Genomic DNA, 23,618 nt, shown 5'->3' on the forward strand with positions numbered 1-23,618 from the left:
GCAACCGCCTGCCAAGGGCCCGCAAGTCATGCTCGCGGGCCCTTGGCATAAGCACGCGCATTTTCCTCACGAGAACCGGCGCTCCATTCCGGGCGCGAGCATTGCAGCGGCCGCCTCAGGCGTGGCGCCGCCGCACCAGCACCGCGCCCTCGAACTCGAACACGAGGTCGCCGTGCTGGTTGGTGCCGGTGTTGTGGGAGCGCACGACGCCCCATTCCGGCTTGCTGCGGCTCGCGGACTTCTCCGTCACCTCGGTGGTGTAGGTGACGGTGTCGCCCGCATAGACCGGCTTCAGCCAGCGCATGTTGCGGAAGCCCGGCGAGGCGCCGGCGGCGCGCACCGGCCGCCCTTCGGCGATGGAGCGGGTCTGGTAGTCCATCAGGCACTTCATCCAGGTGGCGGCCGTGTGCCAGCCGGAAGCGCACAGGGCGCCGAAGGGCGAGCGCCGGGCCGCCTCCTCGTCCAGATGGAAGGGCTGGGGATCGTAGACCGTCGCGAAGGCGATGATCTCGTCGCGGGTGAAGGTGTGGCTGCCGAGGGTGGCGGAAAGGCCGATCTCGACGTCTTCGAAATAGTTCATGCGAGACGCGCCCCCGGATTGCGCCGTGCGATCATGATGACGCAGGTCTGGTCCACCACCGCGGCCTTGTCCGGCCGCACCAGCTCGAAGCGGAAGGTGACGAGGCCCATCTCCGGCCGGCTCTTGGAGGTGCGGGCCTCCACCACCGTGCGGCGCAGGGTCAGCGTGTCGCCCGGCCGCACCGGGGCGAGCCAGTTGTTCTCCGTCACGCCGGGAGAGCCAAGGCCGGCGGTGCGCAGCAGGAAGCCGTCGCAGACCAGCCGCATCAGGATGGCGCAGGTGTGCCAGCCCGAGGCCGCGAGACCGCCCAGCACCGATTTCGCGCCGGCCGCGGCGTCGAGATGCATGGGCTGGGGGTCGAACTCCCGCGCGAAGGCGACGATCTCCGCCTCGGTGAGGGTGTGGGACCCGAACGTCTTCACCTCACCGACGATGAAATCCTCGAAGAAGAAATCCGCCAACACGCGCCTCCCCTGTTTGCGCCGATCCAAGGGGAGGATGACGCAAACGTCAAGCTGCCGTGGGGAAGAGCGTGAACACCGGCGTGGCCGTGGCGTGGTCGGAAGCCTGGCCAAGAGTGCCGCTGGGACAGGAAAGCCGCGCCGCGGGGCGGCGTTCTACGGCGCGGCGGCAACCTCCACGGCGCCTTCCGGCGCCATGTGGCGCAGCTCGAAGGCCATCACCTCGGTGCCGTCGGCGCGCCGCGCGCTGTTGCGGCGGCGCACGATGGTCCAGCCCGGCCGGCTGCCGCTCGTGCGCGCCTCCACCACCTCGGTCAGGAAGAGCAGGGTTTCGCCGGCATGGACGGGCGCCTTCCACTCCAGCGCCCTCAGGCCGAAGCCCACCCCCACCGGCGAGACGACGCGCGGATGATCCGGCGGCAAGGCGGGCGCCGCCTCGTCCCCCATCGCCTCCACCGGCCCGAGAGCGCGCACGAACAGGCCCATCCAGACGCAGACCAGATGCCAGCCGGAGGCCACCAGGCCGCCAAAGGGCGACGCGCGCGCCGCCTCGGCGTCCACATGGAAAGGCTTGGGGTCGAACGCGCCGGCGAAGCGGACGATCTCCGCGGCGGTGAAGGTGAAGCGGCCGATCTCCCGCGCCGGCGCCATCCCCGGCCCCTGTCAGTTGGCGAAGCGGAAGTGCAGCACGTCGCCGTCGGCGACCACGTAGTCCTTGCCCTCCAGGCGGAAGCGCCCGGCCTCGCGGGCGCCGCTCTCGCCCTTGAACTTCACGTAGTCCTCATAGGCCACCGTCTCGGCGCGGATGAAGCCCTTCTCGAAGTCGGTGTGGATCACCCCCGCCGCCGCCGGCGCCTTGGTGCCCTTGGTGATGGTCCAGGCCCGCGCTTCCTTCGGCCCCACGGTGAAATAGGTGACCAGATTGAGCAGCTCGTAGCCGGCGCGGATCACGCGGTTGAGGCCCGGCTCGTCCAGCTCGATGGCCTCCAGGTATTCCTTCTGTTCCTCGGGCGGGAGAACGGCGATCTCGCTCTCGATCTTGGCCGAGACCACCACCGCCTTGGCGCCCTCCTCCTTCGCCCGCGCGAACACCTGCGCGGAGAGGGCGTTGCCGTCCTTGGCGGAGGCTTCCTCCACGTTGCACACGTAGAGCACGGGCTTGGCGGTCATGAGACCGAGCTGGGAGAACAGCTTCTCTTCCTCGGGCTTCACCTCGGCGAGGCGCGCGGGCTTGCCGTCGCGCAGCAGCACCAGGGCGCGGTTCATGAGGTCGAGGGTCTCCTTGGCCTCCTTGTCGGCGCCCTTGGCCTTCTTCTCCATGGCCGCGGCGCGCTTCTCCAGGCTCTCGAGGTCGGCCAGCATCAGCTCGGTCTCGATGGTCTCGATGTCGTCGACGGGGGAGACCTTGCCGTCCACGTGGGTCACGTCGCCGTCCTCGAAGCAGCGCACCACATGGGCGATGGCGTCGCATTCGCGGATGTTGGCGAGGAACTGGTTGCCGAGCCCCTCGCCCTTGGAGGCGCCGCGCACCAGGCCGGCGATGTCAACGAAGGTGAGGCGGGTGGGGATGATCTGCCCCGAGCCGGCGATCCCGGCAAGGGTGTCGAGGCGCGGGTCGGGCACCGCCACGTCGCCCACGTTCGGCTCGATGGTGCAGAAGGGATAATTAGCCGCCTGCGCCGCCGCGGTCTGGGTGAGCGCGTTGAAGAGGGTCGACTTGCCCACGTTCGGCAGGCCGACGATGCCGCATTTGAAGCCCATGGATCAGGTCTCGAACGGTCGGGGCCGGAAGGGCGGACCCGCATCGGGAGCCCGCGCCTGCGGCCGAGGTGAAAAGCTGCGCCGGAGGGCGCGCCGGGGAGAATCTCGCTGCCGCTCTTAGAGCATTTTCAAGCGAAGTGGATATTGGTTCGCGTGAAGAAAATGCGCAGTCGCAATAATCTGGAGCGATTGCCGCGAGCCGATGCGGGCGGAAAGCGCGCTAGAGCCTTTTCGGGCCAAGGGGAAAGCGGCCGGCGTGGAGAAAGCGCGTCCCCGAGCGGTGCAGTCAGCCCTTCTCGCCCACCCGCTTCTGGTCGCCGAAGCCCTGGGCATCCATGAACAGGTGCGCGCGGTTCTGGAATTCGTCGGGGCGGCCGGTCACCAACAGGTCGGCATGGTCGGCGCAGGCGTCGCACAAGGCGTCGAGCCAGCCCTTCTCAGCCTTGGCGAAATCGCCGAGCACGTAGGGCATCACCATCGCCTTGTCGCCGGGGTGGCCGATGCCGAGCCGCACGCGCCAATAGTCGTTGCCGCACTGGGCGGTGATGGACCTGAGGCCGTTGTGGCCGGCGTTGCCGCCGCCCTTCTTGATGCGCAGCTTGGCCGGAGGCAGGTCGAGCTCGTCGTGGAAGACGACGATGTGGTCGAGGGGGATCTTGAAGAAGCGCATGGCCTCGCCCACGGCGCGCCCGCTCTCGTTCATATAGGTCTCGGGAAACAGGGCGATCACCTTTTCGCCGGCGATCTCCCCTTCCGCCGCCATGGACTGGAAGCGCTTGCGCAGCGGCCCCAGCCGGTGCCGCCGGCAGATGGCGTCGAGCGCCATGAACCCGATGTTGTGCCGGTTGCCGGCATATTTCGGGCCGGGATTGCCGAGCCCTGCGAACAGGAACATGAGGCGCCTCCGGCCCGAAACGTGTCAGATCATCTTGTGTCCGCGAAGAACCGGAAGGCCGATCAGGCCTTGGGCTCCTCGGCGGCCGGAGCCGCAGCGGCGGGCTCGGGCGCCACGGTCGGGGCCACAACGGTGGCCAGGGTGTCGTCGCCGTGGCCGGCCCAGGTCACGCCCGCCGGGAGCTGCACCTTGGAGAGGTGGAAGATGTCGCCGAAATCGGCGCCGGTCAGGTCCACCTGCACCGACTCGGGAATGGCGTCAGCCGGAGCATCGAGCTCCACCGCATGGGCCACCACGTTGAGGGTGCCGCCCGCCTTGAGCGCCGGGGAGGCCTCCTGGTTCACGAAGTGAACCGGCACTTCCACGGTCACGGTCGAGCCCTTGGAAACGCGCAGGAAGTCCACGTGCAGGGGGAAGTCCTTCACCGGGTCCATCTGGTAGTCGCGCGGAATGACACGATGCTTGGTGCCGTCCACGTCGATCTCGAACAGGGTGGTGAGGAAGTGGCCGGCGTAGATGGCCTTGTTCGTCTCCTTGAAGTCCAGGGAGATCGTCACAGGCTCCTGCTTCTCGCCGTAGATCACGGCGGGCACGCGTCCGGCGCGGCGCTCGGCACGGGCGGCCCCCTTGCCGGCCCGCGGGCGCGCCACAGCCTTCAGTTCCTTGATGGCGGTCATGGCACTACTCGTCCTGAATTGGGGTTCAAAACGCCTGCGGCCGCAATCGCGGCCGCATGGCTCCGCGCGAAGGCACGCCTCCAGGGGGGCGCATGCCTCGTGCGAAGGCGCGCTTATAGCGGCGCTGCACCACAAATGCAACAACGGCGCCGACCGGCGGGCCGCCGCGACGGCGAACCGGGCCGACGGCGGCTACCTGGGCGTGTCGCCCTGGCAGGCGGCCGGGCGGCCCTGGCCGAACCAGTTGCCGCACTTGTCGCAGGCGGACAGGCCGAGCGCGAGGCCGGCGACCAGGGTGAGGCGGACCAGGACGCGCATGGTTGCTCCGGAAACACGAGCCGCGAACGCCGCGGCGAAACGGGGGAGACCATAACCGATCCGGCGCGCGAGGAAAGCCGCCGCGCGCGGTAGCCCGCCTGCCCCTGCGTCGTCCCTTGCCTCGCGCAGGCGCCCATGCCACGGTCGCGCACCCACGCCGCGCTTGAGCTTACGCCCGATCATGCTGCCCTCCTCTTCCCGCCCCGACCCCGGCGCATGGCCCCTGCCGGGCTATGTGGAGAGCCGCCTCGACCGCGCGGCCCATCACCGGGCCGATACCGCCGCGCTGCGCGGCCGGGCCGATGCCCGCGCCTATGCCTTCGGCGGCGAGCTGGTGGCGCTGAAGCCCGCCGCCAGCCCGGACGGGACGGACGAGCCGCGCCTCACCTTCTCAGAAGCCGCCCCCTGGTGCGGCGGAGAGGCGCTGTTCCTGGGCATGGAAGGGGAAGCCCCGCGCTTCGCCCTCGCCTTCGATCCCGGCCGGCGGGAGGAGATCGAGGCCCAGGGCTTCAAGGTGACGGACCTGCGCTCCATCGCCGCCGGGGGCCTGGTGGCGGCAGACCATCTCGGGCCCCTCGCCACCGGCAAGGCGCTCCTGGGCTGGCATGCCCGCCACCGCTTCTGCGCCAATTGCGGCACCCCCACCCGCGTGGTGGAGGCCGGCTGGCGGCGCGACTGCCCCGGCTGCGGCGCCCAGCACTTTCCCCGCACCGATCCCGTCTCCATCATGCTGGTCGCCCGCGGAGATTACTGCCTGCTCGGCCGCGCGCCGCATTTCCAGCCGGGCATGTGGAGCTGCCTCGCGGGCTTCATCGAGCCGGGCGAGACCATCGAGGACGCGGTACGGCGCGAGACCCTGGAGGAGGCCGGCGTCGCCGTGGGCCGGGTCTCCTACCATTCGTGCCAGCCCTGGCCGTTTCCCATGCAGCTCATGGTCGGCTGCCTGGCCGAGGCGACCTCCGAGGCCATCACCATGGACCCCAGCGAGCTGGAGGGCGTGCGCTGGTTCTCCCGCGCGGAGACCGCCGCGCTCATGGACCGCACTCACCCCGAGGGGCTGTTCGCTCCTGCGCCCGCGGCCATCGCGCACCACCTCATCCGCGCGTTCCTGGCGGGCGCGCATGCCTGAGGCGGCCCGCGCCCCCTCTGCCCTGCGCCGGCTGCTGGACCGGGCGTTCCCGCCGCCCGGCGGCGGCCCGCGCCATGGCCGCCGCCCCACCTCGCTCGTCTACGGCCTGAACGACCGCGTTCCGCCGCGCAGCCTCGCCGCCCTCGCCACCCAGCACGCCATGCTGGCGGTGACCTTCCTCATCTATCCCATCCTGGTCGCCGCCGAGGTCGGCCTGCCGCCGGACCAGACCCGCGCCATGCTCACGGCCTGCGCGCTCAGCATCGGCATCGCGACCATTCTGCAGTGCCTGCGCTCGCGGTTCGGCAGCGGCTATCTGGCGGTGCACATCCCCTCCCCCGGCGCCCTCCCCCTGGCCATACAGGCGCTCACCCTGGGCGGGCTGGGGCTGATGGCGGCCACCACTTTCGCGGTGGGCGTGGCGCAGCTGTTCGTGGCCCGGCTGGCGCGCCCGCTGCGGGTGCTGCTGCCGCCGGAGGTGTGCGGCGTGGCCGTGACCATGCTCGGGGTCTCGCTCGCCGGGCCCGCCCTGCGCCGCGCCCTCGGCCTGGGCGCCGAGACGGTGGTGGTGGACGGCGCGGCGCTGGCCGCCAGCGCCGCCACTCTGGGCCTTATCGTGGCCATCACCGTATTCGCGCCGCGCGGGCTGAAGCTGTTCGCGGTGATGACCGGCGCCGGCCTCGGCTGGGCGCTGGCGGCGCTGCTGGGGGTGGGCCACGCCGATGCGGCACGGATCATCGCCGAGGCCCCGCTCGTCGCCTGGCCGCAGCCCACCCTGCCGGACCTGCGGCTGGAGCCGAGCCTGCTGCCGCTGATGGCGCTGCTGGTGCTCATCAATCTGGTGGACGTGCTCTCCGTCACCGTCTCGCTGGAGCGCATGAACGATGCCGACTGGCGGCGGGCGGACATGCGGGCGGCGCAGCGGGCGGTCACCGCCTGCGGCATCGGCAACATGCTGAACGGGCTCACCGGCGGGTTCCAGTCGGGCCTGTCCTCGTCCTCGGTGGGCCTCGCCTTCGCCACCCAGGCCACCGCGCGGGTCATCGGCATCGCCGCCGGCGCGCTCATCTGCGCCATTGCCTTCTTCCCGAAGGCGATCGTGGCGCTCACCCTCATCCCGTCGCCGGTGATCGGCGGCATCCTGCTCTACACCTCCGCCTACCTGGTGGTGGCAGGCATGGATCTCATCGTCTCCCGGCGCCTGTCGGAGCGGCGGGTGTTCATGGTGGGGCTCTCGGTGCTGGCGGGGCTCTCGGTGGCGCTGCTGCCGCTGAAGGGGCAGATCCCCGCCGTGCTCCAGCCCCTGTTCTCCACGCCGCTCACCCTGGCGGCGTGCTGCGCCATCGTCCTCAACATGGTGTTCCGCATCGGCATCGCCCGCGAGACGGGGGAGGAGGTGCCGGAGGGCGCCCATGCCTTTCCCTTCGCCCGCGATTTCCTGGAGCGCCAGGGCGACCTGTGGGGCGCGCGGCGCGACGTGATCGCCGCCGCCATCCCCATCGTCGCCCAGGCGCTGGAGCTGGTCACCGACAGCGGGCTCGCGGAAGGGACCGTCGAGCTGCGCGCCCGCTTCGACGAGGCCCACCTCGACGTCTACCTGCTCTATGACGGGGAGATCGTGCAGCCGCCGAAGGAGCGCCCCTCGCCGGAAGCGCTCCTGGGCGACGCGCAGGAGGTGGCGGCCTTCACCGCCTACATGCTGCAGCGCCTCTCCGAGCATGTCCGCTTCGGCCGCAGCCAGGGCCGCGCCCGCATCGCCCTCCGGTTCGACCACTGAGACCACCGGCCCCGGCCGTCGACCGGCCCCGCATGGATTTCACCCAGACGGGGCCCGCTCTCACAGGCCGTCGGCGCCCACCCGCACGGTGGCCCGGAACGGATGGGCCGGATAGACGCCGAGGATCCGCATCTCGCGGGAGAAGAAGGCCAGTTCCTCCAGCGCGAGCTTCACGGAGCGCTGGTCCGGATGGCCGTCCACGTCGGCATAGAACTGGGTCGCGGTGAAGTGCCCGTCCATCTGGTAGGATTCTAGCTTGGTCATGTTCACGCCGTTGGTGGCGAAGCCGCCCAGCGCCTTGTAGAGCGCCGCCGGCACGTTGCGCACGCGGAACACGAAAGTGGTCACCACCGGGCCGCCTTCGGCCGGCGCCCATTCCCCGTTGCGCGCGAGCACGATGAAGCGCGTGGTGTTGTGCGCCTCGTCCTCGATATTCTCCCTGAGGATGTCGAGCCCGTAGATCTCGGCCGCGAGGCGCGAGGCGATGGCGGCGCGGGTGATGTCTCCCGCCTCGGCGACCTCGCGGGCGGAACCGGCGGTGTCGGCGCCGATGACCGGGGTCAGGGACAGCTCCGCGATGGCCTTGCGGCACTGGCCGAGGGCCATGACGTGGCTTTCCACGGTGCGGAGGGTATCGAGGCGCGCGCCCGGCACCGCCATGAGCTGGTGCGACAGCGGCAGGAAGTATTCGCCGACGATATTGAGCCGTGACTGCGGCATCAGGCGGTGAATGTCCGTCACCCGCCCGGCCACGGAATTCTCGATGGGAATCATCGCGAGCTCGGCCTGCCCGCCCTCCACGGCGGCGAAGGCATCCTCGAAGGTGGCGCAGGGCAAGGGCTCGTGGTCGGGAAACGCCTCCCGGCACGCGATATGGGAATTGGCCCCGGGCTCGCCCTGGAACGAGATGCGATGCATCCTCAACACTCACTTCCCGCGACGCTTCCCTAGGCGGAAGCCGCCTTGCCCGCTCCGGATGCGCGGGGATGTCCACCCCGAGCGGGACCCGATTTACCGCCATGACGCGCTGCGACGGGGCGCCGCGCCACCGCCGCAGCCTGGCCCCCCCCGCGCGCCCCTCCGGACGCCGGAGGGGAAGCGGGCAGCGCGCGCGAAAGCCTTGAAAGCCCGCCATCGGCGCCGTGCCTGCGGCCCGGTCCGGACCACCCGCGACAGGCCTGTGACGGCTCGGGCGCGCGCGTCTTAATACGGGTTGCGCCGTTCCAATCAAAGTGCTTAGTGTCGCCCGGAATGCGCGGGAGGGGTCCGCGCGCTACAAGAACACAGGGATAGGACGCACACCACCCGCGCGCTGCCCATTTCGCGGATCGGGATGCTCCAAAATCAAGGGCTTCGAGGGGCGTAGCGCCGATGACCTTTTTTGAATTGAACAAAATCGCAGGTGCCGTTCTGGCCACTCTGGCCTTCGTGGTGGGCCTGGGGATTGTCTCGCAGATCCTGTTCACGCCCGAGGCGCCGGCTCGTCCCGGCTTCGAGGTCGCGGTGCAGGACGCCAGTTCCGCTCCGGCCGCCAAGGTGGCCGAGCCCTCCATCGAGGAGCTGTTCGCCACCGCCTCGGTGGAGAAGGGCGCCACCGTCGCCAAGAAGTGCGCCGCCTGCCACAATTTCGCGGAAGGCGCCGGCGCCAAGGTGGGTCCGGACCTCTACGGCGTGGTGGGCCGCGATGTCGCCACCGTCGAGGGCTTCGCCTATTCCGCGGCCATGAAGGCCAAGGGCGGCAAGTGGACGCCGGAGGCCATCAACGCCTTCGTCACCAATCCGAAGGCCGCCGTGCCCGGCACCGCCATGGGCTTCGCCGGCCTGCCGAAGGCCGTGGACCGCGCCAACATCATCGCCTACCTGAACTCGCTGTCTCACAACCCGCAGCCGCTGCCCACCGCCGCCAAGTGACGGCTCGGGCCGTCGCCTGAAGCGACAGCATCGGGAACGCGGCGAGGGCTAAGGTTCGCAACAGACCGGCTCACGCCTTTGTCAGCCGCTTCGCACAAAAAAGGGCCGATCCGCGAGGATCGGCCCTTTTTGTTGCCGCCGGGCGCGGGCACCCTGCCGGCGGTTCGAGGCCGGGCCTCGGGCCTTTCCCTCGTCGCGGACAGGCCCATAATCGGGTATCCCGGTGAACAGCGGACCTGTCATCCGGAGTCGTCGATGCCCATGCTGCTCACCCGCCGTGCCTTCGCCCTTGCCACCGCCTTCGCGCCGCTGCTCGCGGGCCGCGGGTTCGCGCAGGAGGCCGCTCCGGCCGGGAGTCCCGCGCCGGCGAGCTCGGGCGAGGCGCGGGTGTTCCACCACGGCCTGTCGCTGATGGGCACGCCCAGGTACAAGGCGGGCTTTCCCCACTTCGACTATGTGAACCCTGACGCGCCGAAGGGCGGCCTGCTGCGGCTCGCCGAGGACGGCGGATTCGACACGCTCAACTTCGTCATTCCGCGCGGCAGCCTCGCGAGCGGGCTCAACCTCATCTACGACACGCTCATGACCGCCTCCTACGATGAGGTGGCCAGCGAATACGGCCTCATCGCCGAGAGCGTGAGCTACCCTGCGGACTTTTCCTCCGTCACCTACCGCCTGCGCGAAGGCGCGCGCTGGCATGACGGCACGCCCATCTCCGCCGATGACGTGGTGTGGTCGTTCGAGGTGCTGGTGGCCAACAATCCCAACCAGAAGTTCTACTATTCCCATGTGGTGAAGGCCGAGAAGACCGGCGCGCGCGAGGTTACCTTCACCTTCGACCAGGCCGGCAACCGCGAGCTGCCGCAGATCGTCGGCCAGTTCATGGTGCTGCCCAAGCACTGGTGGACCGGCACCGGCGCCGACGGCAAGCCGCGCGACATCACCCAGGGCACGCTGGAGCCGCCGCTCGGCTCCGGCGGCTACCGCATCAAGAGCGTGGTCCCGGGCCGCTCCATCGCGTTCGAGCGGGTGGAGGACTATTGGGGCAAGGACCTGCCCGTCAACATCGGCAAGGACAATTTCGGCGAAATCCGTTACGAATACTTCCGCGACGACACGGTGATGCTGGAAGCCTTCAAGGCGGACCAGTACGACTTCCGCGTGGAGAGCTCCGCCAAGAACTGGGCCACCGCCTATGACTTCCCCGCCCGCCGGGACGGCAGGGTGATCCTGGAGATGTTCGAGAACCGCGCCTCGGGCGTCATGCAGGCCTTCATCCCCAACCTGCGGCGCGAGAAATTCCAGGACCGCCGCGTGCGCCGCGCGCTCAACTACGCGCTCGACTTCGAGGGCATGAACCACGCTTTGTTCTTCGACCAGTACAAGCGCATCTCCTCCTATTTCTCCGGCACCGAGCTCGCCTCCTCCGGCCTGCCGCAGGGCCGCGAGCTGGAAATCCTGGAAACGGTGAAGGGCCAGGTGCCGCCGGAGGTGTTCACCACCGCCTACGCCAACCCCGTGAGCGGCGACGAAGACGCCCGCCGCGCCAACCTGCGCGCGGCCATGCAGCTCCTGAAGGAGGCCGGCTGGGAGGTGAAGAACCGCAAGCTGGTGAACGCCAAGGGCGAGCCCTTCACCATCGAGATCCTCATCGCCAGCCCCGCCTTCGAGCGGGTGGCGGTGTTCTACAAGCCGACCCTGGAGCGGCTGGGCATCGCCGTCACCATCCGGCTTGTGGATTCCTCGCAATACGTCAACCGCGTGCGCGCGCGGGACTTCGACATGATCGTCTCCGCCTGGGGCCAGTCGCTTTCACCGGGCAACGAGCAGCGCGACTTCTTCGGCTCCGACGCCGCCGACCGCGAGGGCTCGCGCAACTACGGCGGCATCCGCGACAAGGCGGTGGATACCCTCATCGACAAGGTGATCTACGCCACCGACCGCGCCGACCTCGTGGCCGCCACCCACGCCCTCGACCGCGTGCTGCTGTGGAACGAATACGTCATCCCGGCCTGGACATTGAACTTCACCCGCACCGCGCGCTGGAACCGCTTCTCCCATCCCGCCGAGCTGCCGGCCTATTCCTTCGCTTTCCCGGAGATCTGGTGGTTCGATGCCCAGAAGGCGGCCGCCATCGGCGCCGCCAAGTGACCTGGCAGTGAGACCTGCCAGTGAGACCCGCCACATGAGGAACCGGCGCCCATGAGCCTCTCCCGCCGCTCTCTCCTGCGCCTGTGCGCCGGCCTCCCGGCCGGCCTGCTGGCGCCCCGTCTCGCCCGCGCGGAAGATGCGCCGCCGCCCGGCGCCGCCGGCGAGGGCGCGCCCGCCGCGGCGGCGACGGGGCGGCACGGCATCTCCTTCTTCGGCGACCTGAAGTATCCCGCCGGCTTCCCCCATTTCGACTATGTGGACCCGCAGGCGCCAAAGGGCGGGCCCTTCTCCCAGATGGGCCGCACCACCTTTTACAACCAGTCGCTCAACACCTTCGACACGCTGAACCCCTACAACCAGCGCGGCAACGGCGCCCAGGGCATCGAGCTCATCTACGACACGCTCATGACCGCCGCCGGCGACGAGAAGAGCGCCATGTATCCGCGCCTCGCCACCGGCGTGGAGATCGCGGACGAGGGGCTCACCTATCGTTTCCCGCTGAATGCCAAGGCCCGCTTCCATGACGGCAGCCCCGTCACCTCCGCCGATGTGGTGTCGACCTTCGCGGCCCTGAAGACGGACGGCTACGAGACCATCCGCATGGCCTTACGCGATCTCACGAGCGTGGAGGCGGACGGCGACCACGCGGTGGTGATGCGCTTCAAGCCCGGCCGCGCCCGCGACGTGCCGCTGACGGCCGCCGGCATGCCCATCTTCTCCAGGGCATATCTGGCCCGGCACCCGTTCAACCAGTCCTCCATGGACCTGCCCCTGGGCTCGGGCCCCTACAAGGTGGCCCGCCTGGAGCAGGGGCGCTTCATCGAGTACGACCGGGTGAAGGACTATTGGGGCACGGACCTGCCCACCATGAAGGGCCGCTTCAATTTCGACACCGTGCGCTACGAATACTTCCGCGACCGCATCGCCGGCTTCGAAGGCTTCAAGGCGAAGGCCTATCTCTTCCGCGAGGAGTTCACCGCCCGCGAATGGGCGACGCAATACGACTTCCCCGCCGTGCGCGACGGCCGGGTGAAGCTGGAGACGCTGAAGGACGAGAGCTTCTCGGGCGTGCAGGGCTGGTTCCTCAACACCCGCCGCCCGCAATTCTTCGACCGCCGCGTACGCGAGGCCATCGGCCTCCTGTTCGACTTTGACTGGACGCGGCGGAACCTGATGTATGATTCCTACCACCGCACGGTGTCCTTCTTCCAGAACTCGGACATGATGGCCGAGGGGCTGCCCTCCCCGGCAGAGCTGAAGCTGCTTGATCCGTTCCGCGCGCAGCTCCCCGAGGACGTGTTCGGCGAGCCCTACGTGCCGCCGCCCTCGGACGGCTCGGGCGAGGACCGCGCCCTGCGGCTCAAGGCCGTGGCGCTGCTGAAGGATGCAGGCTACCAGATCCTCAAGGGCAGGCTCGTCAATGCCAAGGGCGAGCCCTTCACCATCGAGTTCCTGGAGGACGACGGCGCCATGGAGCGCCATCACGCCCGCTTCATCAGCCACCTGAAGAAAGTGGGCATCGACGCCACCTTCCGCATCGTCGATCCCGCCCAATACCAGGCGCGGCTCCAGAATTTCGACTTCGACGTGGTGACGCGCCGCTACTCCTTTGCGCCCTATCCGGGCGAGGAGCTTCGCGCCTATTTCTCCACGGAGGCGGCGCGCACGCCCGGTTCCTACAACGTGGCCGGCATCTCCAGCCCGGTTGTGGACGCGCTCATCGACCAGGCGCTGGCGGCGGAGAACGCACCGGCGCTCGTCACCTGCTGCCGCGCCCTCGACCGGGTGCTGAGGGCGGGCCACTATTGGATTCCCCAATGGTATTCCGGCGAGAACCGCATCGCCTACTGGGACGTGTTCGACCGGCCCAAGGTGAAGCCCCGCTACGAGCTGGGGGTGCTCGACACCTGGTGGAGCACCACGCCCGGCGGCGCCAAGGGCGGCTGATGGATGCCGCCCGCCGATAGACGGAGGGCGGCTTTCCCTGGGGCGCACAGCCGGCGACGTTTCGTTCTCCGGCGGCCTCGACAGCTTCGTCAACACGCGGTTCCAGACGTAAAGCCGCCGCACGCTCTGGCCGGGATCGCTTTGGAGCGTTTTCGGGCAAAGCGGAAACCGGTTCGCGTGAAGAAAACGCGTCGAGTCAAGAATCCAAAGCGTTTGGCCGATTCCATGAAATGGGGAAACGCTTTAGTCTGCACCGCCAGTCCGGATCGGGAGACGCGATGCTCGCCTACATCATCCGCCGCATTGCCCTCATGGTGCCGACCATGCTCGGCATCATGCTGGTGTCGTTCGTGGTCGTCCAGTTCGCGCCCGGTGGGCCGGTGGAGCGGGTGATCGCCCAGCTCACGGGCGACGACGTCTCGGCCACCTCGCGCGTGTCGGGCGGCGGGGGCGACTTCTCCGGCGCCGCCTCGGCGGCCCAGGCGGCGGGGGCGGCGGACGCCATGGCCTCCAAGTATCGCGGCGCCCAGGGCCTGGACCCCGCCTTCATCGCCCAGCTCGAGAAGCAGTTCGGCTTCGACAAGCCGCCCCACGAGCGCTTCCTGAAGATGATCGGGGACTATGCCACCTTCGACTTCGGCCGCTCCTATTTCCGGGACATCACCGTCCTCGACCTGATCGCGGAGAAGCTGCCCGTCTCCATCTCCCTCGGGTTGTGGATGACGCTGCTCACCTACGCCATCTCCATTCCGCTGGGCATCGCCAAGGCCATGCGCGACGGCTCGCGCTTCGACATGTGGACCTCGGCGGTGGTCATCGTCGGCTATGCCATCCCCTCCTTCCTGTTCGCCATCCTGCTCATCATCCTGTTCGCGGGCGGCTCGTTCTGGGACCTGTTCCCGCTACGCGGCCTCACCTCGGACAACTTCTGGCAGATGAGCTGGCCCGAGCGCATCCTGGACTATGCGTGGCACATGGTGCTGCCCATCATCTCCATGGCGCTCGGGGCCTTCGCCACCATGACGCTGCTCACCAAGAACTCGTTCCTGGAGGAGATCCGCAAGCAGTACGTGACCACCGCCCGCATGAAGGGCCTCACCGAACGGCGGGTGCTCTACGGCCATGTGTTCCGCAATGCCATGCTGATCGTCATCGCGGGCTTTCCGGGGGCCTTCATCTCCGCCTTCTTCACCGGCTCGCTGCTGATCGAGACCATCTTCTCCCTCGACGGGCTCGGCCTGCTGTCGTTCGAGAGCGTGCTCAACCGCGACTATCCGGTGGTATTCGCCACCCTCTATATCTTCTCTTTGGCGGGCCTCATCGTCGGCCTCGTCTCGGACCTCACCTACATGCTGGTCGATCCGCGCATCGACTTCGAGACGCGGGAGGTCTGAGGCCATGGCGAACGTTCCGCTGCTCCAGCCGGGCGAGCCCACCGACCTGCCCGCCGCGCGCGAGCTGCCGCACGGGGCCCTGCCCCCGCCGGGAGAAGCGCACCCCAGGGGCCGCTTCGCGCTCTCGCCGCTCAACCGGCGCCGGCTGGCCAGCTTCCGCGCCAACGGGCGGGGCTATTGGTCGTTCATCATCTTCTCGGTGCTGTTCGCGATCTCCCTCGGCGCCGAGTTCATCGCCAACGACAAGCCCGTGCTCGTCTCCTATGAGGGGCATTATTATTTCCCCGTCTTCCGCGCCTATCCGGAAACCACCTTCGGCGGCGACTTCGAGACCGACGCCGACTATCGCGACCCCTATCTCCAGAAGCTGATCGCCGAGAAGGGCGGCTGGATGGTGTGGCCGCCCATCCGCTATTCCTATTCCACCCACAATCTCGACCTGCCCACCCCAGCCCCTTCCCCGCCCACCTGGATGCTCACCGAGGCCCAGTGCAAGGCGGTGGCGGAGAAGAAGGGCGTTTCGGGCTGCGCCGGGCTCGAATGGAACTGGCTCGGCACCGACGACCAGGGCCGCGATGTCGTCGCCCGCCTGCTCTACGGCTTCCGCATCTCGGTGCTGTTCGGGCTCACGCTCACCCTCGTCTCGTCGGTGGTGGGCGTCGCGGCGGGGGCGGTGCAGGGCTATTTCGGCGGCTGGGTGGACCTCCTGTTCCAGCGCGTCATCGAGATCTGGACCGCCATCCCCTCGCTCTATCTGCTGCTCATCATCTCCTCGGTGCTGGTGCCCGGCTTCTGGGTGCTGCTCGGCATCCTGCTGCTGTTCTCCTGGGTGTCGCTGGTGGGGCTGGTGCGCGCCGAATTCCTGCGCGCGCGCAATTTCGAATACGTGCAGGCGGCCCGCGCCCTGGGCGTCGGCAACCTCACCCTCATGACGCGGCACATCCTGCCCAATGCCATGGTGGCGACGCTGACCATGCTGCCCTTCATCCTCTCCTCCTCGGTGATGACGCTGACCGCGCTGGACTTCCTGGGCTTCGGCCTGCCGCCGGGCTCGCCCTCGCTGGGCGAGCTGCTGTCCCAGGGCAAGAACAACATCCAGGCCCCCTGGCTCGGCCTCACCGGCTTCTTCACCGTGGCATTGATGCTGAGCCTGCTCGTCTTCGTCGGCGAGGCGGTGCGCGATGCCTTCGACCCGCGCAAGACCTTCGCCTGAGGGAGGAAAGAGATGACCGCCCCCCTCCTTTCCGTGCGCGACCTCTCGGTCGCCTTTCGCCGCGAGGGCGCCGAGGCGCTGGCGGTGAAGCATGTCTCGTTCGACATCGCCACGGGCGAGACCCTCGCCCTGGTGGGCGAGAGCGGCTCCGGCAAGTCGGTCACCGCCTTGTCGATCCTGAAGCTGCTCAACTACCCCGCCGCGCGCCACCCCTCCGGCGAGATCCTGTTCGAGGGGCGCGACCTGCTCGCCATTCCCGAGCGCGAGCTGCGCGGCGTGCGCGGCAACAAGATCACCATGGTGTTCCAGGAGCCCATGAGCTCCCTGAACCCGCTCCACACCATCGAGCGGCAGGTGGGCGAGATGCTCATCCTGCACCGGGGGCTCGGCGCCAACGCGGCCCGCGCCCGCACGCTGGAGCTCCTGGCGGAGGTGGGCATCCCCGATCCCGCCTCGCGCCTGTCCGCCTATCCGCACCAGCTCTCCGGCGGCCAGCGCCAGCGCGTGATGATCGCCATGGCGCTCGCCAACGCACCCGACCTGCTGATCGCCGACGAGCCCACCACCGCCCTCGACGTGACCGTGCAGGCGCAGATCCTGAAGCTGCTGAAGGACCTGCAGAAGCGGCTCGGCATGGCGATGCTGTTCATCACCCACGACCTCAACATCGTGCGCAAGATCGCCGACCGGGTGTGCGTGATGCAGAAGGGCGAGATCGTGGAGCAGGGCGGCGCGGAAGAGACCTTCCTCAATCCGCGCCATCCCTACACCCAGGCGCTGCTCAAGGCGGAGCCGAAGCCCGACCCCGCGCCCGTCGCCGCCGACGCGCCGGTGGTGGTGGAGGCGAGCGACCTCAAGGTGCACTTCCCCATCAAGCGCGGCGTACTGCGCCGGACCGTGGGCCACGTGAAGGCGGTGGACGGCGTCTCCATCGCCATCCGCCGAGGTGAGACCCTGGGGGTGGTCGGGGAATCGGGCTCGGGCAAGACCACGCTCGGCCTCGCGCTGCTGCGCCTCATCTCCTCCGCCGGTCCGGTCACCTTCCTCGGCCGGCGCATCGACGGGCTGGGCTTCAAGGCCCTGCGGCCGCTGCGGGCCGACATGCAGATCGTGTTCCAGGACCCCTTCGGCTCGCTCTCCCCACGCATGTCGGTGGCCGAGATCGTGGAGGAGGGCCTGCTGGTGCACCAGCGCCGGCTCTCCGCGGAGGAGCGGGAGGCGCGCGTGATCGCGGCGCTGGCGGACGTAGGGCTCGACCCAGAGACCCGGCACCGCTACCCGCATGAATTCTCCGGCGGCCAGCGCCAGCGCATCTCCATCGCCCGCGCCATGGCGCTGGAGCCTTCCTTCGTGGTGCTGGACGAGCCCACCAGCGCCCTCGACATGATCGTCCAGGCGCAGATCGTGGAGCTGCTGCGCGCACTCCAGAGGAAGCGCGACCTGACCTTCATGTTCATCTCCCACGACCTGCGCGTGGTGTCGGCGCTGGCGAGCCGCATCCTCGTCATGCGCAACGGCCGTATGGTGGAGGAAGGCCCCGCCCGCGACGTGTTCGAGAACCCGCGGGAGGATTACACCCGCGCCCTGTTTGCCGCCGCCTTCTCCCTGGAGAGCGCGGGCGCAGACCTGGTCCGGCAATGAGCGCGGCGGACAAGCCCCCCCTCCCCGCCGATGGCCCCGCCGACGTGGCGGTGGAGGGGCCCACCCCCATCGGCGCGGGCTACCGCCCTTACGAACGCTACGAGGCCAGCCTCGCCGACGGCGCGGGCGCGCGCGTGCGGCAGACGCGGGACATCCTGCGCGGCGGGCGGGTGGTGGGCGTGCTCGCCTACGATCCACGGCGCGACACGGTGGTGCTGGTGCGCCAGTTCCGCATGCCCGCCTTTCTCGCCCTGGGGCGCGGGCGCAGCGAGCTCATAGAGATCGTGGCGGGCGGCGTCGACGCAGGAGAGGCGCCGGAGGCCGCGGCCCGGCGTGAGTGCGCGGAGGAAATCGGCCTTGCGCCCGGCCGCGTGGTGGAGCTCATGAGCTTCCTGCCCACGCCCGGCATCACCGACGAGCACGCCACCTTGTTCCTCGCCGAGGTGGACTCCGGCGCCCTGCCCGCCCGCGCCGGTCTTGCCGAGGAACAGGAGATCATCCGCCCGCTCGCTGTGCCGGTGGAGGAAGCGCTGGCCATGCTGGCCGCCGGGCGCTGCGCCAACGGCTACCTTATCATCGCCCTGCAATGGCTTGCCCTCAACCGAGGACGCCTGCCGGCTCTGCTCGCCACAGCCGCCCCCGCCTGACGAACCGCGCGCCATCGTGCCACCGGCCCCGGCCAGGGTCCTCGACGGCGGCGGGCGGGTTTCGTTCAAACACCCCGCGCCTCAAGGCGGGAGAGGTCGAAAGCCGCCACGTCCTCCAGCAGTTCCACGAACGCCCGCGCGCCGAAATCGGCCGCCGCCTCGCCTTTCTCCGCCGTAGCGCCGCGCGCGTCGCCCATGGCGCCAGCCGCGCTCAGGTCCTCGCTCAGCCAGCCGAAGCCCACCGGGTGGTTCGCCCGCAGGCGCCTGAACTCGCCCTCCATGGCCACCGAATAGGGCACGAAGTCCGCCGCCTGGCCCATGTCCACCAGCTCCGGCCGGAAGGCGAGCATGAGGGAGGTTTCCACCTCCCCGCCGTGGATGCCGTGGGCCCGCTCGTGGTCCGCGAACAGGCCCGGCGGATAGCCGAAGCGATGCATGGAGGACATGGCCACCAGCATCTTGTGCTCCAGCCGCAGGGTGCGGGCCACCAGATCGATGACCGGCACGTTGCCGCCATGGGTGTTCATGAGCACGAGCCGCCGCACGCCCGCGCGCGCGAGGCAGGCGCCCAGCTCCACCCACGCGGCGATGGCAGTGGCGGGTGAGAGCGTGAGCGTGCCGGGGAAGCTCTGGTGCTCGTCGGACTTGCCGACCGCCTGCACCGGCAGCGCCACCACGTCCAACGCGTCGGGCACCAGGGGCGCGATGCGCGCAAGGTAGCCTTCGGCGATGAAAAAGTCCGTGCCCAGGGGCAAGTGGGGGCCGTGCTGCTCCACCGCCGCCACCGGCATCACCGCCACGAGGCGCGACTTGTCGAGCGCCGCAATCGCGGGAGAGGACAATTCCGACCATCTGAGAAACACCAGCGACACTCCCGGCGGGCCTCGCCCGCTCCTCTGTGTGCTCCGCCGCGCCACCTCATGCCAAGGCGCGAGAACGCCGCGGCATCCCGGCATCGAAGCGCCCGCCTGCCTTCGGTCACCGCGAGCTCCCCTCCCGGGGCCCGGGAATCAGCGCTTGCGGCGCTCGGTGGTGAGATCGGCCATCAGGCTTTCGATGCGCTCCGCATTCGAACCCAGGTCGCGCACGCCGTAGCGCGAGGCCGAGCGCATATCCACCCGCGCGCCCTTCGGCGTGGGGCGGATGCGGATCACGATGTCGTTGCGGTAGCCCATGATGCGCGACACCGCCACCGCCTCGATGAGGCCGTCGCGCTGGGTGCCGCGCGGAGGCGCGGCGTCCAGGATGTGCCATCCGCGCTTCTGCACCAGGGCCAGCAGGGCATTGAAGGCTTCTTCCGGCGTGGCGCTGAGGTCCACGGGCTTGATGCCGGGATAGCCCATGCGCTGCGCCTCCGCCGCCATCGCGCTCGGCGCGGGATGATCATTGGCCTCGCGCGGGCGCGCCAGCAGCAGGGCCTGGAAGCGCGGAGGATCGACAAGGTCGGTGGAAATGTCCGTCATGTCCGGCAGCATCATGCCGCGGGCGATCACCAGGGCCGGCGCCGCGAGCACCGCCAGGGCCAGCGTCACCGCCGCCAGGGCGCGGCCGATGCCGACCCAGCCGCTCTCCCAGGTGATGAAGAAGGCGGCGGCGCCGAGCAGCCCGCCGAGGGCCGCCACCGCCAGCCCTGCGGCGAAGGCCACCGTGGCAAGGGAGAAATCCAGAAGGCCGAACCGGTAGAGCACAATCGACAGCACCAGCACGGGCACCGCGAACAAGGCCAGACGGAAGCTCCATCGCGCGGTCGGCGAAACGCGCTCCTCAATATACAGACGGCGCCTGATCATCGTATTCCGTCTTCCGCCCGCCCTGCCCCTTCTCCTGGAATGACGGACACGGCGATGCTTGGCAAGGGGCGGCGTGCCCGAAGGCGGCGCTAAAGCCGGTCTTTCACGCCCCGCAGGACATCGCGCCGAACAGGACATCGGGTAGGTCGTCCACGCTGTCGATGACCAAATCCGCGGCAGACGCGAGATGCTCCACCGGCGCCGGGCCGCTGCGCACGAGGATGAACTGCGCCCCCGCCGCGCGCGCGGCATCGAGATCGTGGGCGGTGTCGCCCACCACGGCAACGCGCCCCGGCACATGGCCGCCCTGCGCCGCGCCTGCGAGCACCATGCCGGGATCGGGCTTGGAGCCGTATCCCGAATCATAACCCGCGATGGAATCGAGCCACTGGGAGAGCCCTAGAGCGTCCGCCTGCCTGCGGGCGTTGGCCTCCGCATCATTGGTCACCATGCCCAGCGCCAAACCGCCGCGCGCAAGGCGGGCAAGCGCCTTGTCCGGACGTCCGATAGGCGTGAGGAAGCGCTGCCCTTCCTCCGCGAACAGCATGTCGATCCGCGTCAGGAACGCTGGAGACGCCGGCACGCCCAGCACCTGCGCCCACAGCGGCCCATAGTGAAGCGACGATCCCGCCACCAGGGGCGACCAGGGCTCGAACCGCTGCTCCGCCGGCAGATAGGCGCTCACCGCGTGCAGCCGCGCCAGGCGCTCACCATCTCCGGCCGCGAGAATGCCCATCACGGCCCCGGCGGCCGGGCCCCAGGTGCGGTCGAAATCCACCAGCGTGCCGTCCTTATCGAACAGCAGGGCCTCGATATCCTCGATCACAAGCGCCCCTCCTCCGCCAGCCGGACATCACCCGCCACGCCGCCCGGCAGTTCCCGGACCGGCGCCGCCATGAACGAAAACGGGCGCGGCTTCCGCCACGCCCGTTCGCCACAAAGGTAGAGAACCCGTCGGTTCAGAGCACCACCACCTCGGTGCCCACCGGAACGCGGCTGTAGAGGTCGATCACGTCCTCGTTCAACATGCGGATGCAGCCGGAGGAAATGGCCTGACCCAGCAGCTCCGGCTGATTCGTGCCGTGGATACGGAACAGGGTGTCCGCGCTGCCCTGGTAGAGATAAAGCGCACGGGCGCCCATCGGATTATGCGGGCCCGGAGCGACATAGGACGGAAGGCCGGCGATGCGCTGGTGAATGTCCGGAGTGGGCGTCCAGCTCGGCCATTCGGTCTTGCGGCCCACCTTGGCGCTACCCCGGAAGGCGAGGCTTTCCTCGCCGACGGTCACGCCATAGCGAATGGCCTTTCCATTGTTCTCAACAAGGTAAAGGAACTTGTTCGGCGTATCGACGACAATGGTACCCGGCTTCTTATTGCTCGGATACTCAACCTCGTGCCGCGCGAACTGCCCTTCGGGCTTCACCTTCGGATAAGGCGCATTCGCGAGAAGCTGCTTGTCCCGCGCCGTCTGCGCCGTCGTCGGCGCAGGCGAATAGTTCTCAGACACACAGCCCGCCAGCGCCAATCCGAGCACAAGCGCCCCTACCGCCCGCCACATCATGTCGGCCTCTTCCTCGTGCCTCTCAAGGAGGATTCGAAATCTGTCGTTTGGATTAACCGAATGCGGCGAACGCTTGAAGACCTCACGCGCGACCGCCGCAGCGTTCTCTTCAAGCGTTGCAGAAATGCCGCACCGACTGACCTTTCGTCAGCCCTGTTTGGACATTCTCAAGCTTTTGGGCGCCACTTCATCATGGAACCTTGGAGAAGCCGCAACGCCTGCACAGTTTTGACGCAGTCGATGCTCATCCCTAAGGCGTGTGCAGCAAGCGTACCCCCCACGCCACATGCGGGGGCGGATCAAGGGAGAAAGTCATGTCCACCGAACAGACGTCGTCCGCTCAGCAGCCGGCGCCCAAGGCCGACCTGAAGAACCAGAGCCAGCAGTGGCGCGAGATCGGCATCGCCTCCGTCGCCGCCGCCGCCCATCAGACCAGCGACAAGCGCGCCGCCGCGTCCAACTCCGCCGCCCGCCGCGTCGTCACGCTGCGCGACATCGACCACTTTGCGGCGTGAGGCACGTCCCGGCGCCGCATGCGCCGGGCAAGTTGAACCCGGTGCGAGCCTCCCACGCGGCGGCTCGCGACGAGGCAGCATGTGCTGCTCGGAGACCGTTTCATCCGGGCGGATGGCGAGCTAAGAAGGCGGAATTGCTTCGAAGGCTCGCTTATGATCATCGCTTATGTTCCCGAAGGACCAGCGCTGAAGTCGATGACGCTTGCGGCGGAGGACGCCATTCCGCCCGCTGCCGTCTGGATCGACCTTCTGGCGCCAGAGCCCGAGGAAGCCGCGGCAGTTGAGCGCCTCACGCGGATCACCATCCCCACCCGCAAGAAGATGCGGGAGATCGAGCCAACAAGCCGGCTCTTCGTGGATGGCGACGCACGCTTCATGACCGCCGCGCTCCTGTGCGGCAGCGACACAGCGGCACCGAGTGTGGAGCCCGCGACCTTCATTCTCACCCATGACCGGCTCATCAGCGTGCGCTACACTGAACCTCGCGCGTTCGTGACCGTGGCCGCCCACCTGACCCGCAGTTGCCCCTCACCGGTCTTCAGCGAGTTCATTCTTATCGCGCTGCTGGAAGCGATCGTGGATCAGGCCGCCGACATCCTCGAGCAGATCGCCGCCGAGGTTGAGGACGCCTCCTCACGCATCTTTTCCTCGGAGCGAAGCCGATCCGCCGGCTCTGACCGCTACCGCGCCATCCTCGCGCAGATCGCCCGCGCCGAGGGCGTCATTTCCTTCGGACGCGAGAGCCTTGCCTCCCTCCAGCGGCTCCTGTCCTTCCTTGGCGCCGATCCGGACGCACGCCCGCTCTCCCCCGGCGCGCACGCCCCCCTCAAATCCATGACACGGGATATCGCCGGGCTGAGCGACTATGCCGCGTTCCTCGGCGACAAGGTGCAGTTTCTGCTTGATGCCACGATCGGCATGGTCGGCATCGAGCAGAACAACATCATGAAGATATTTGCGGTACTGACCCTTGTCCTTACACCCCCAACGCTGATTTCCTCAATCTACGGCATGAATTTCGCTCACATGCCCGAACTCCAATGGCCTTACGCCTACCCCTTGGCGCTCCTGGCAATGCTCATTTCGGGCATATTGCCTTATCTTTATTTCAAGCAACGCGGCTGGTTTTAAAGCCTGCCCGTTCATCGCTGTGAGTTTTGACGTGCTCCCCTGAGTTCCTGCCACGGATAAGTTGGGTCCTCCGATCCTGTGACGTTGCCCCCAAGTTTTATCCAGCTTTGAGTTTGTT

General features: G+C 68.7%; 23 protein-coding genes. 11 read left to right on the plus strand and 12 right to left on the minus strand.

Annotated features, from left to right (window positions below; genetic code table 11):
* Positions 1–115: 115 nt before the first annotated feature.
* The 7 genes from V5F61_RS14830 to V5F61_RS14860 form a co-directional block, all read right to left on the minus strand.
* Positions 116–580, minus strand: coding sequence for a MaoC family dehydratase (locus V5F61_RS14830; RefSeq protein ID WP_393988651.1), 465 nt, complete (start codon positions 578–580; stop codon positions 116–118).
* On the minus strand, positions 577–1,041 hold the full coding sequence (locus V5F61_RS14835) for a MaoC family dehydratase (protein ID WP_393988650.1): 465 nt from the start codon (positions 1,039–1,041) through the stop codon (positions 577–579). The genes V5F61_RS14830 and V5F61_RS14835 overlap by 4 nt, the downstream gene beginning before the upstream one ends.
* A gap of 156 nt (positions 1,042–1,197) precedes the next feature.
* Positions 1,198–1,692, minus strand: a complete 495-nt coding sequence (locus V5F61_RS14840; protein ID WP_393988649.1) for a MaoC/PaaZ C-terminal domain-containing protein — start codon at positions 1,690–1,692, stop codon at positions 1,198–1,200.
* 12 nt (positions 1,693–1,704) lie between these two features.
* A complete protein-coding gene (gene ychF / locus V5F61_RS14845; protein ID WP_393988648.1) occupies positions 1,705–2,802 on the minus strand; it encodes a redox-regulated ATPase YchF in 1,098 nt (365 codons plus the stop codon).
* A 286-nt stretch (positions 2,803–3,088) separates the two neighbouring features.
* On the minus strand, positions 3,089–3,697 hold the full coding sequence (pth, locus tag V5F61_RS14850) for an aminoacyl-tRNA hydrolase (RefSeq protein ID WP_393988647.1): 609 nt from the start codon (positions 3,695–3,697) through the stop codon (positions 3,089–3,091).
* 62 nt (positions 3,698–3,759) lie between these two features.
* The gene (locus V5F61_RS14855) at positions 3,760–4,374 is read right to left on the minus strand and encodes a 50S ribosomal protein L25/general stress protein Ctc (protein WP_393988646.1); all 615 of its coding nucleotides are present in this window, start codon (positions 4,372–4,374) and stop codon (positions 3,760–3,762) included.
* A 192-nt stretch (positions 4,375–4,566) separates the two neighbouring features.
* The gene (locus V5F61_RS14860) at positions 4,567–4,692 is read right to left on the minus strand and encodes a hypothetical protein (protein ID WP_393988645.1); all 126 of its coding nucleotides are present in this window, start codon (positions 4,690–4,692) and stop codon (positions 4,567–4,569) included.
* A 181-nt stretch (positions 4,693–4,873) separates the two neighbouring features.
* Here V5F61_RS14860 and nudC point away from each other — a divergent pair, with 181 nt between their 5' ends.
* Positions 4,874–5,821: an NAD(+) diphosphatase gene (nudC, locus tag V5F61_RS14865; RefSeq protein ID WP_393988644.1), complete on the plus strand. Its 948-nt coding sequence runs from the start codon at positions 4,874–4,876 to the stop codon at positions 5,819–5,821.
* Positions 5,814–7,598 (plus strand): uracil-xanthine permease family protein, encoded by a 1,785-nt coding sequence (locus V5F61_RS14870; protein WP_393988643.1) that lies wholly within the window; start codon positions 5,814–5,816, stop codon positions 7,596–7,598. Before nudC ends, V5F61_RS14870 begins: the two co-directional genes overlap by 8 nt.
* A 60-nt stretch (positions 7,599–7,658) precedes the next feature.
* On the opposite strand, the gene V5F61_RS14875 is transcribed toward V5F61_RS14870, so the two are convergent.
* The gene (locus V5F61_RS14875) at positions 7,659–8,516 is read right to left on the minus strand and encodes a prephenate dehydratase (RefSeq protein ID WP_393988642.1); all 858 of its coding nucleotides are present in this window, start codon (positions 8,514–8,516) and stop codon (positions 7,659–7,661) included.
* 453 nt (positions 8,517–8,969) lie between these two features.
* Here V5F61_RS14875 and V5F61_RS14880 point away from each other — a divergent pair, with 453 nt between their 5' ends.
* The 7 genes from V5F61_RS14880 to V5F61_RS14910 all read left to right on the plus strand — a co-directional run bounded on the left by V5F61_RS14880 (position 8,970) and on the right by V5F61_RS14910 (position 18,502).
* Positions 8,970–9,509 carry a c-type cytochrome gene (locus tag V5F61_RS14880; protein WP_393988641.1) on the plus strand — a complete coding sequence of 180 codons (540 nt, stop codon included), beginning with the start codon at positions 8,970–8,972 and terminating at the stop codon, positions 9,507–9,509.
* 261 nt (positions 9,510–9,770) lie between these two features.
* Positions 9,771–11,660: an extracellular solute-binding protein gene (locus tag V5F61_RS14885; protein ID WP_393988796.1), complete on the plus strand. Its 1,890-nt coding sequence runs from the start codon at positions 9,771–9,773 to the stop codon at positions 11,658–11,660.
* A 51-nt stretch (positions 11,661–11,711) separates the two neighbouring features.
* Positions 11,712–13,607, plus strand: a complete 1,896-nt coding sequence (locus V5F61_RS14890) for an extracellular solute-binding protein (protein ID WP_393988640.1) — start codon at positions 11,712–11,714, stop codon at positions 13,605–13,607.
* A gap of 278 nt (positions 13,608–13,885) precedes the next feature.
* On the plus strand, positions 13,886–15,001 hold the full coding sequence (locus tag V5F61_RS14895; protein ID WP_393988639.1) for a microcin C ABC transporter permease YejB: 1,116 nt from the start codon (positions 13,886–13,888) through the stop codon (positions 14,999–15,001).
* A gap of 4 nt (positions 15,002–15,005) precedes the next feature.
* Entirely contained in the window at positions 15,006–16,214 is a 1,209-nt protein-coding gene (locus tag V5F61_RS14900; RefSeq protein WP_393988638.1) for an ABC transporter permease, read from the plus strand.
* Between the two features lie 12 nt (positions 16,215–16,226).
* Complete coding sequence (locus V5F61_RS14905) at positions 16,227–17,855, plus strand: ABC transporter ATP-binding protein (protein WP_393988637.1); 1,629 nt, start codon at positions 16,227–16,229, stop codon at positions 17,853–17,855.
* Positions 17,852–18,502: an NUDIX domain-containing protein gene (locus V5F61_RS14910; protein ID WP_393988636.1), complete on the plus strand. Its 651-nt coding sequence runs from the start codon at positions 17,852–17,854 to the stop codon at positions 18,500–18,502. The genes V5F61_RS14905 and V5F61_RS14910 overlap by 4 nt, the downstream gene beginning before the upstream one ends.
* Before the next feature lie 65 nt (positions 18,503–18,567).
* Here V5F61_RS14910 and V5F61_RS14915 read toward each other — a convergent pair whose 3' ends face one another.
* The 4 genes from V5F61_RS14915 to V5F61_RS14930 form a co-directional block, all read right to left on the minus strand.
* Positions 18,568–19,368 carry a creatininase family protein gene (locus V5F61_RS14915; protein ID WP_393988795.1) on the minus strand — a complete coding sequence of 267 codons (801 nt, stop codon included), beginning with the start codon at positions 19,366–19,368 and terminating at the stop codon, positions 18,568–18,570.
* 144 nt (positions 19,369–19,512) lie between these two features.
* Positions 19,513–20,214: a DUF1499 domain-containing protein gene (locus V5F61_RS14920; protein WP_393988794.1), complete on the minus strand. Its 702-nt coding sequence runs from the start codon at positions 20,212–20,214 to the stop codon at positions 19,513–19,515.
* 181 nt (positions 20,215–20,395) lie between these two features.
* Positions 20,396–21,118, minus strand: coding sequence for an HAD family hydrolase (locus V5F61_RS14925; RefSeq protein ID WP_393988635.1), 723 nt, complete (start codon positions 21,116–21,118; stop codon positions 20,396–20,398).
* A gap of 133 nt (positions 21,119–21,251) precedes the next feature.
* Positions 21,252–21,854, minus strand: a complete 603-nt coding sequence (locus V5F61_RS14930; RefSeq protein ID WP_393988634.1) for a L,D-transpeptidase — start codon at positions 21,852–21,854, stop codon at positions 21,252–21,254.
* Positions 21,855–22,168: 314 nt separating this feature from the next.
* Between V5F61_RS14930 and V5F61_RS14935 the strand changes: the two genes are divergently transcribed.
* Positions 22,169–22,369, plus strand: coding sequence for a hypothetical protein (locus V5F61_RS14935; RefSeq protein WP_393988633.1), 201 nt, complete (start codon positions 22,169–22,171; stop codon positions 22,367–22,369).
* A 153-nt stretch (positions 22,370–22,522) separates the two neighbouring features.
* Positions 22,523–23,500 (plus strand): magnesium transporter CorA family protein, encoded by a 978-nt coding sequence (locus V5F61_RS14940; protein WP_393988632.1) that lies wholly within the window; start codon positions 22,523–22,525, stop codon positions 23,498–23,500.
* Positions 23,501–23,618: the final 118 nt, after the last annotated feature.

Origin of the sequence: Xanthobacter sediminis, assembly GCF_043195015.1 — a bacterium.
Taxonomy (GTDB): Bacteria; Pseudomonadota; Alphaproteobacteria; order Rhizobiales; family Xanthobacteraceae; genus Xanthobacter.

Excerpts from the sequence above, each read along its gene's own strand:
- ychF (WP_393988648.1), bottom strand. The coding sequence starts at position 2,802 with ATGGGCTTCAAATGCGGCATCGTCGGCCTGCCGAACGTGGGCAAGTCG.
- V5F61_RS14840 (WP_393988649.1), bottom strand. The coding sequence starts at position 1,692 with ATGGCGCCGGCGCGGGAGATCGGCCGCTTCACCTTCACCGCCGCGGAG.
- V5F61_RS14855 (WP_393988646.1), bottom strand. The coding sequence starts at position 4,374 with ATGACCGCCATCAAGGAACTGAAGGCTGTGGCGCGCCCGCGGGCCGGC.
- V5F61_RS14830 (WP_393988651.1), bottom strand. The coding sequence starts at position 580 with ATGAACTATTTCGAAGACGTCGAGATCGGCCTTTCCGCCACCCTCGGC.
- V5F61_RS14905 (WP_393988637.1), top strand. The coding sequence starts at position 16,227 with ATGACCGCCCCCCTCCTTTCCGTGCGCGACCTCTCGGTCGCCTTTCGC.
- V5F61_RS14895 (WP_393988639.1), top strand. The coding sequence starts at position 13,886 with ATGCTCGCCTACATCATCCGCCGCATTGCCCTCATGGTGCCGACCATG.
- V5F61_RS14890 (WP_393988640.1), top strand. The coding sequence starts at position 11,712 with ATGAGCCTCTCCCGCCGCTCTCTCCTGCGCCTGTGCGCCGGCCTCCCG.
- V5F61_RS14880 (WP_393988641.1), top strand. The coding sequence starts at position 8,970 with ATGACCTTTTTTGAATTGAACAAAATCGCAGGTGCCGTTCTGGCCACT.
- V5F61_RS14900 (WP_393988638.1), top strand. The coding sequence starts at position 15,006 with ATGGCGAACGTTCCGCTGCTCCAGCCGGGCGAGCCCACCGACCTGCCC.
- pth (WP_393988647.1), bottom strand. The coding sequence starts at position 3,697 with ATGTTCCTGTTCGCAGGGCTCGGCAATCCCGGCCCGAAATATGCCGGC.
- nudC (WP_393988644.1), top strand. The coding sequence starts at position 4,874 with ATGCTGCCCTCCTCTTCCCGCCCCGACCCCGGCGCATGGCCCCTGCCG.
- V5F61_RS14930 (WP_393988634.1), bottom strand. The coding sequence starts at position 21,854 with ATGATGTGGCGGGCGGTAGGGGCGCTTGTGCTCGGATTGGCGCTGGCG.
- V5F61_RS14875 (WP_393988642.1), bottom strand. The coding sequence starts at position 8,516 with ATGCATCGCATCTCGTTCCAGGGCGAGCCCGGGGCCAATTCCCATATC.
- V5F61_RS14885 (WP_393988796.1), top strand. The coding sequence starts at position 9,771 with ATGCTGCTCACCCGCCGTGCCTTCGCCCTTGCCACCGCCTTCGCGCCG.
- V5F61_RS14935 (WP_393988633.1), top strand. The coding sequence starts at position 22,169 with ATGTCCACCGAACAGACGTCGTCCGCTCAGCAGCCGGCGCCCAAGGCC.
- V5F61_RS14910 (WP_393988636.1), top strand. The coding sequence starts at position 17,852 with ATGAGCGCGGCGGACAAGCCCCCCCTCCCCGCCGATGGCCCCGCCGAC.
- V5F61_RS14940 (WP_393988632.1), top strand. The coding sequence starts at position 22,523 with ATGATCATCGCTTATGTTCCCGAAGGACCAGCGCTGAAGTCGATGACG.
- V5F61_RS14870 (WP_393988643.1), top strand. The coding sequence starts at position 5,814 with ATGCCTGAGGCGGCCCGCGCCCCCTCTGCCCTGCGCCGGCTGCTGGAC.
- V5F61_RS14860 (WP_393988645.1), bottom strand. The coding sequence starts at position 4,692 with ATGCGCGTCCTGGTCCGCCTCACCCTGGTCGCCGGCCTCGCGCTCGGC.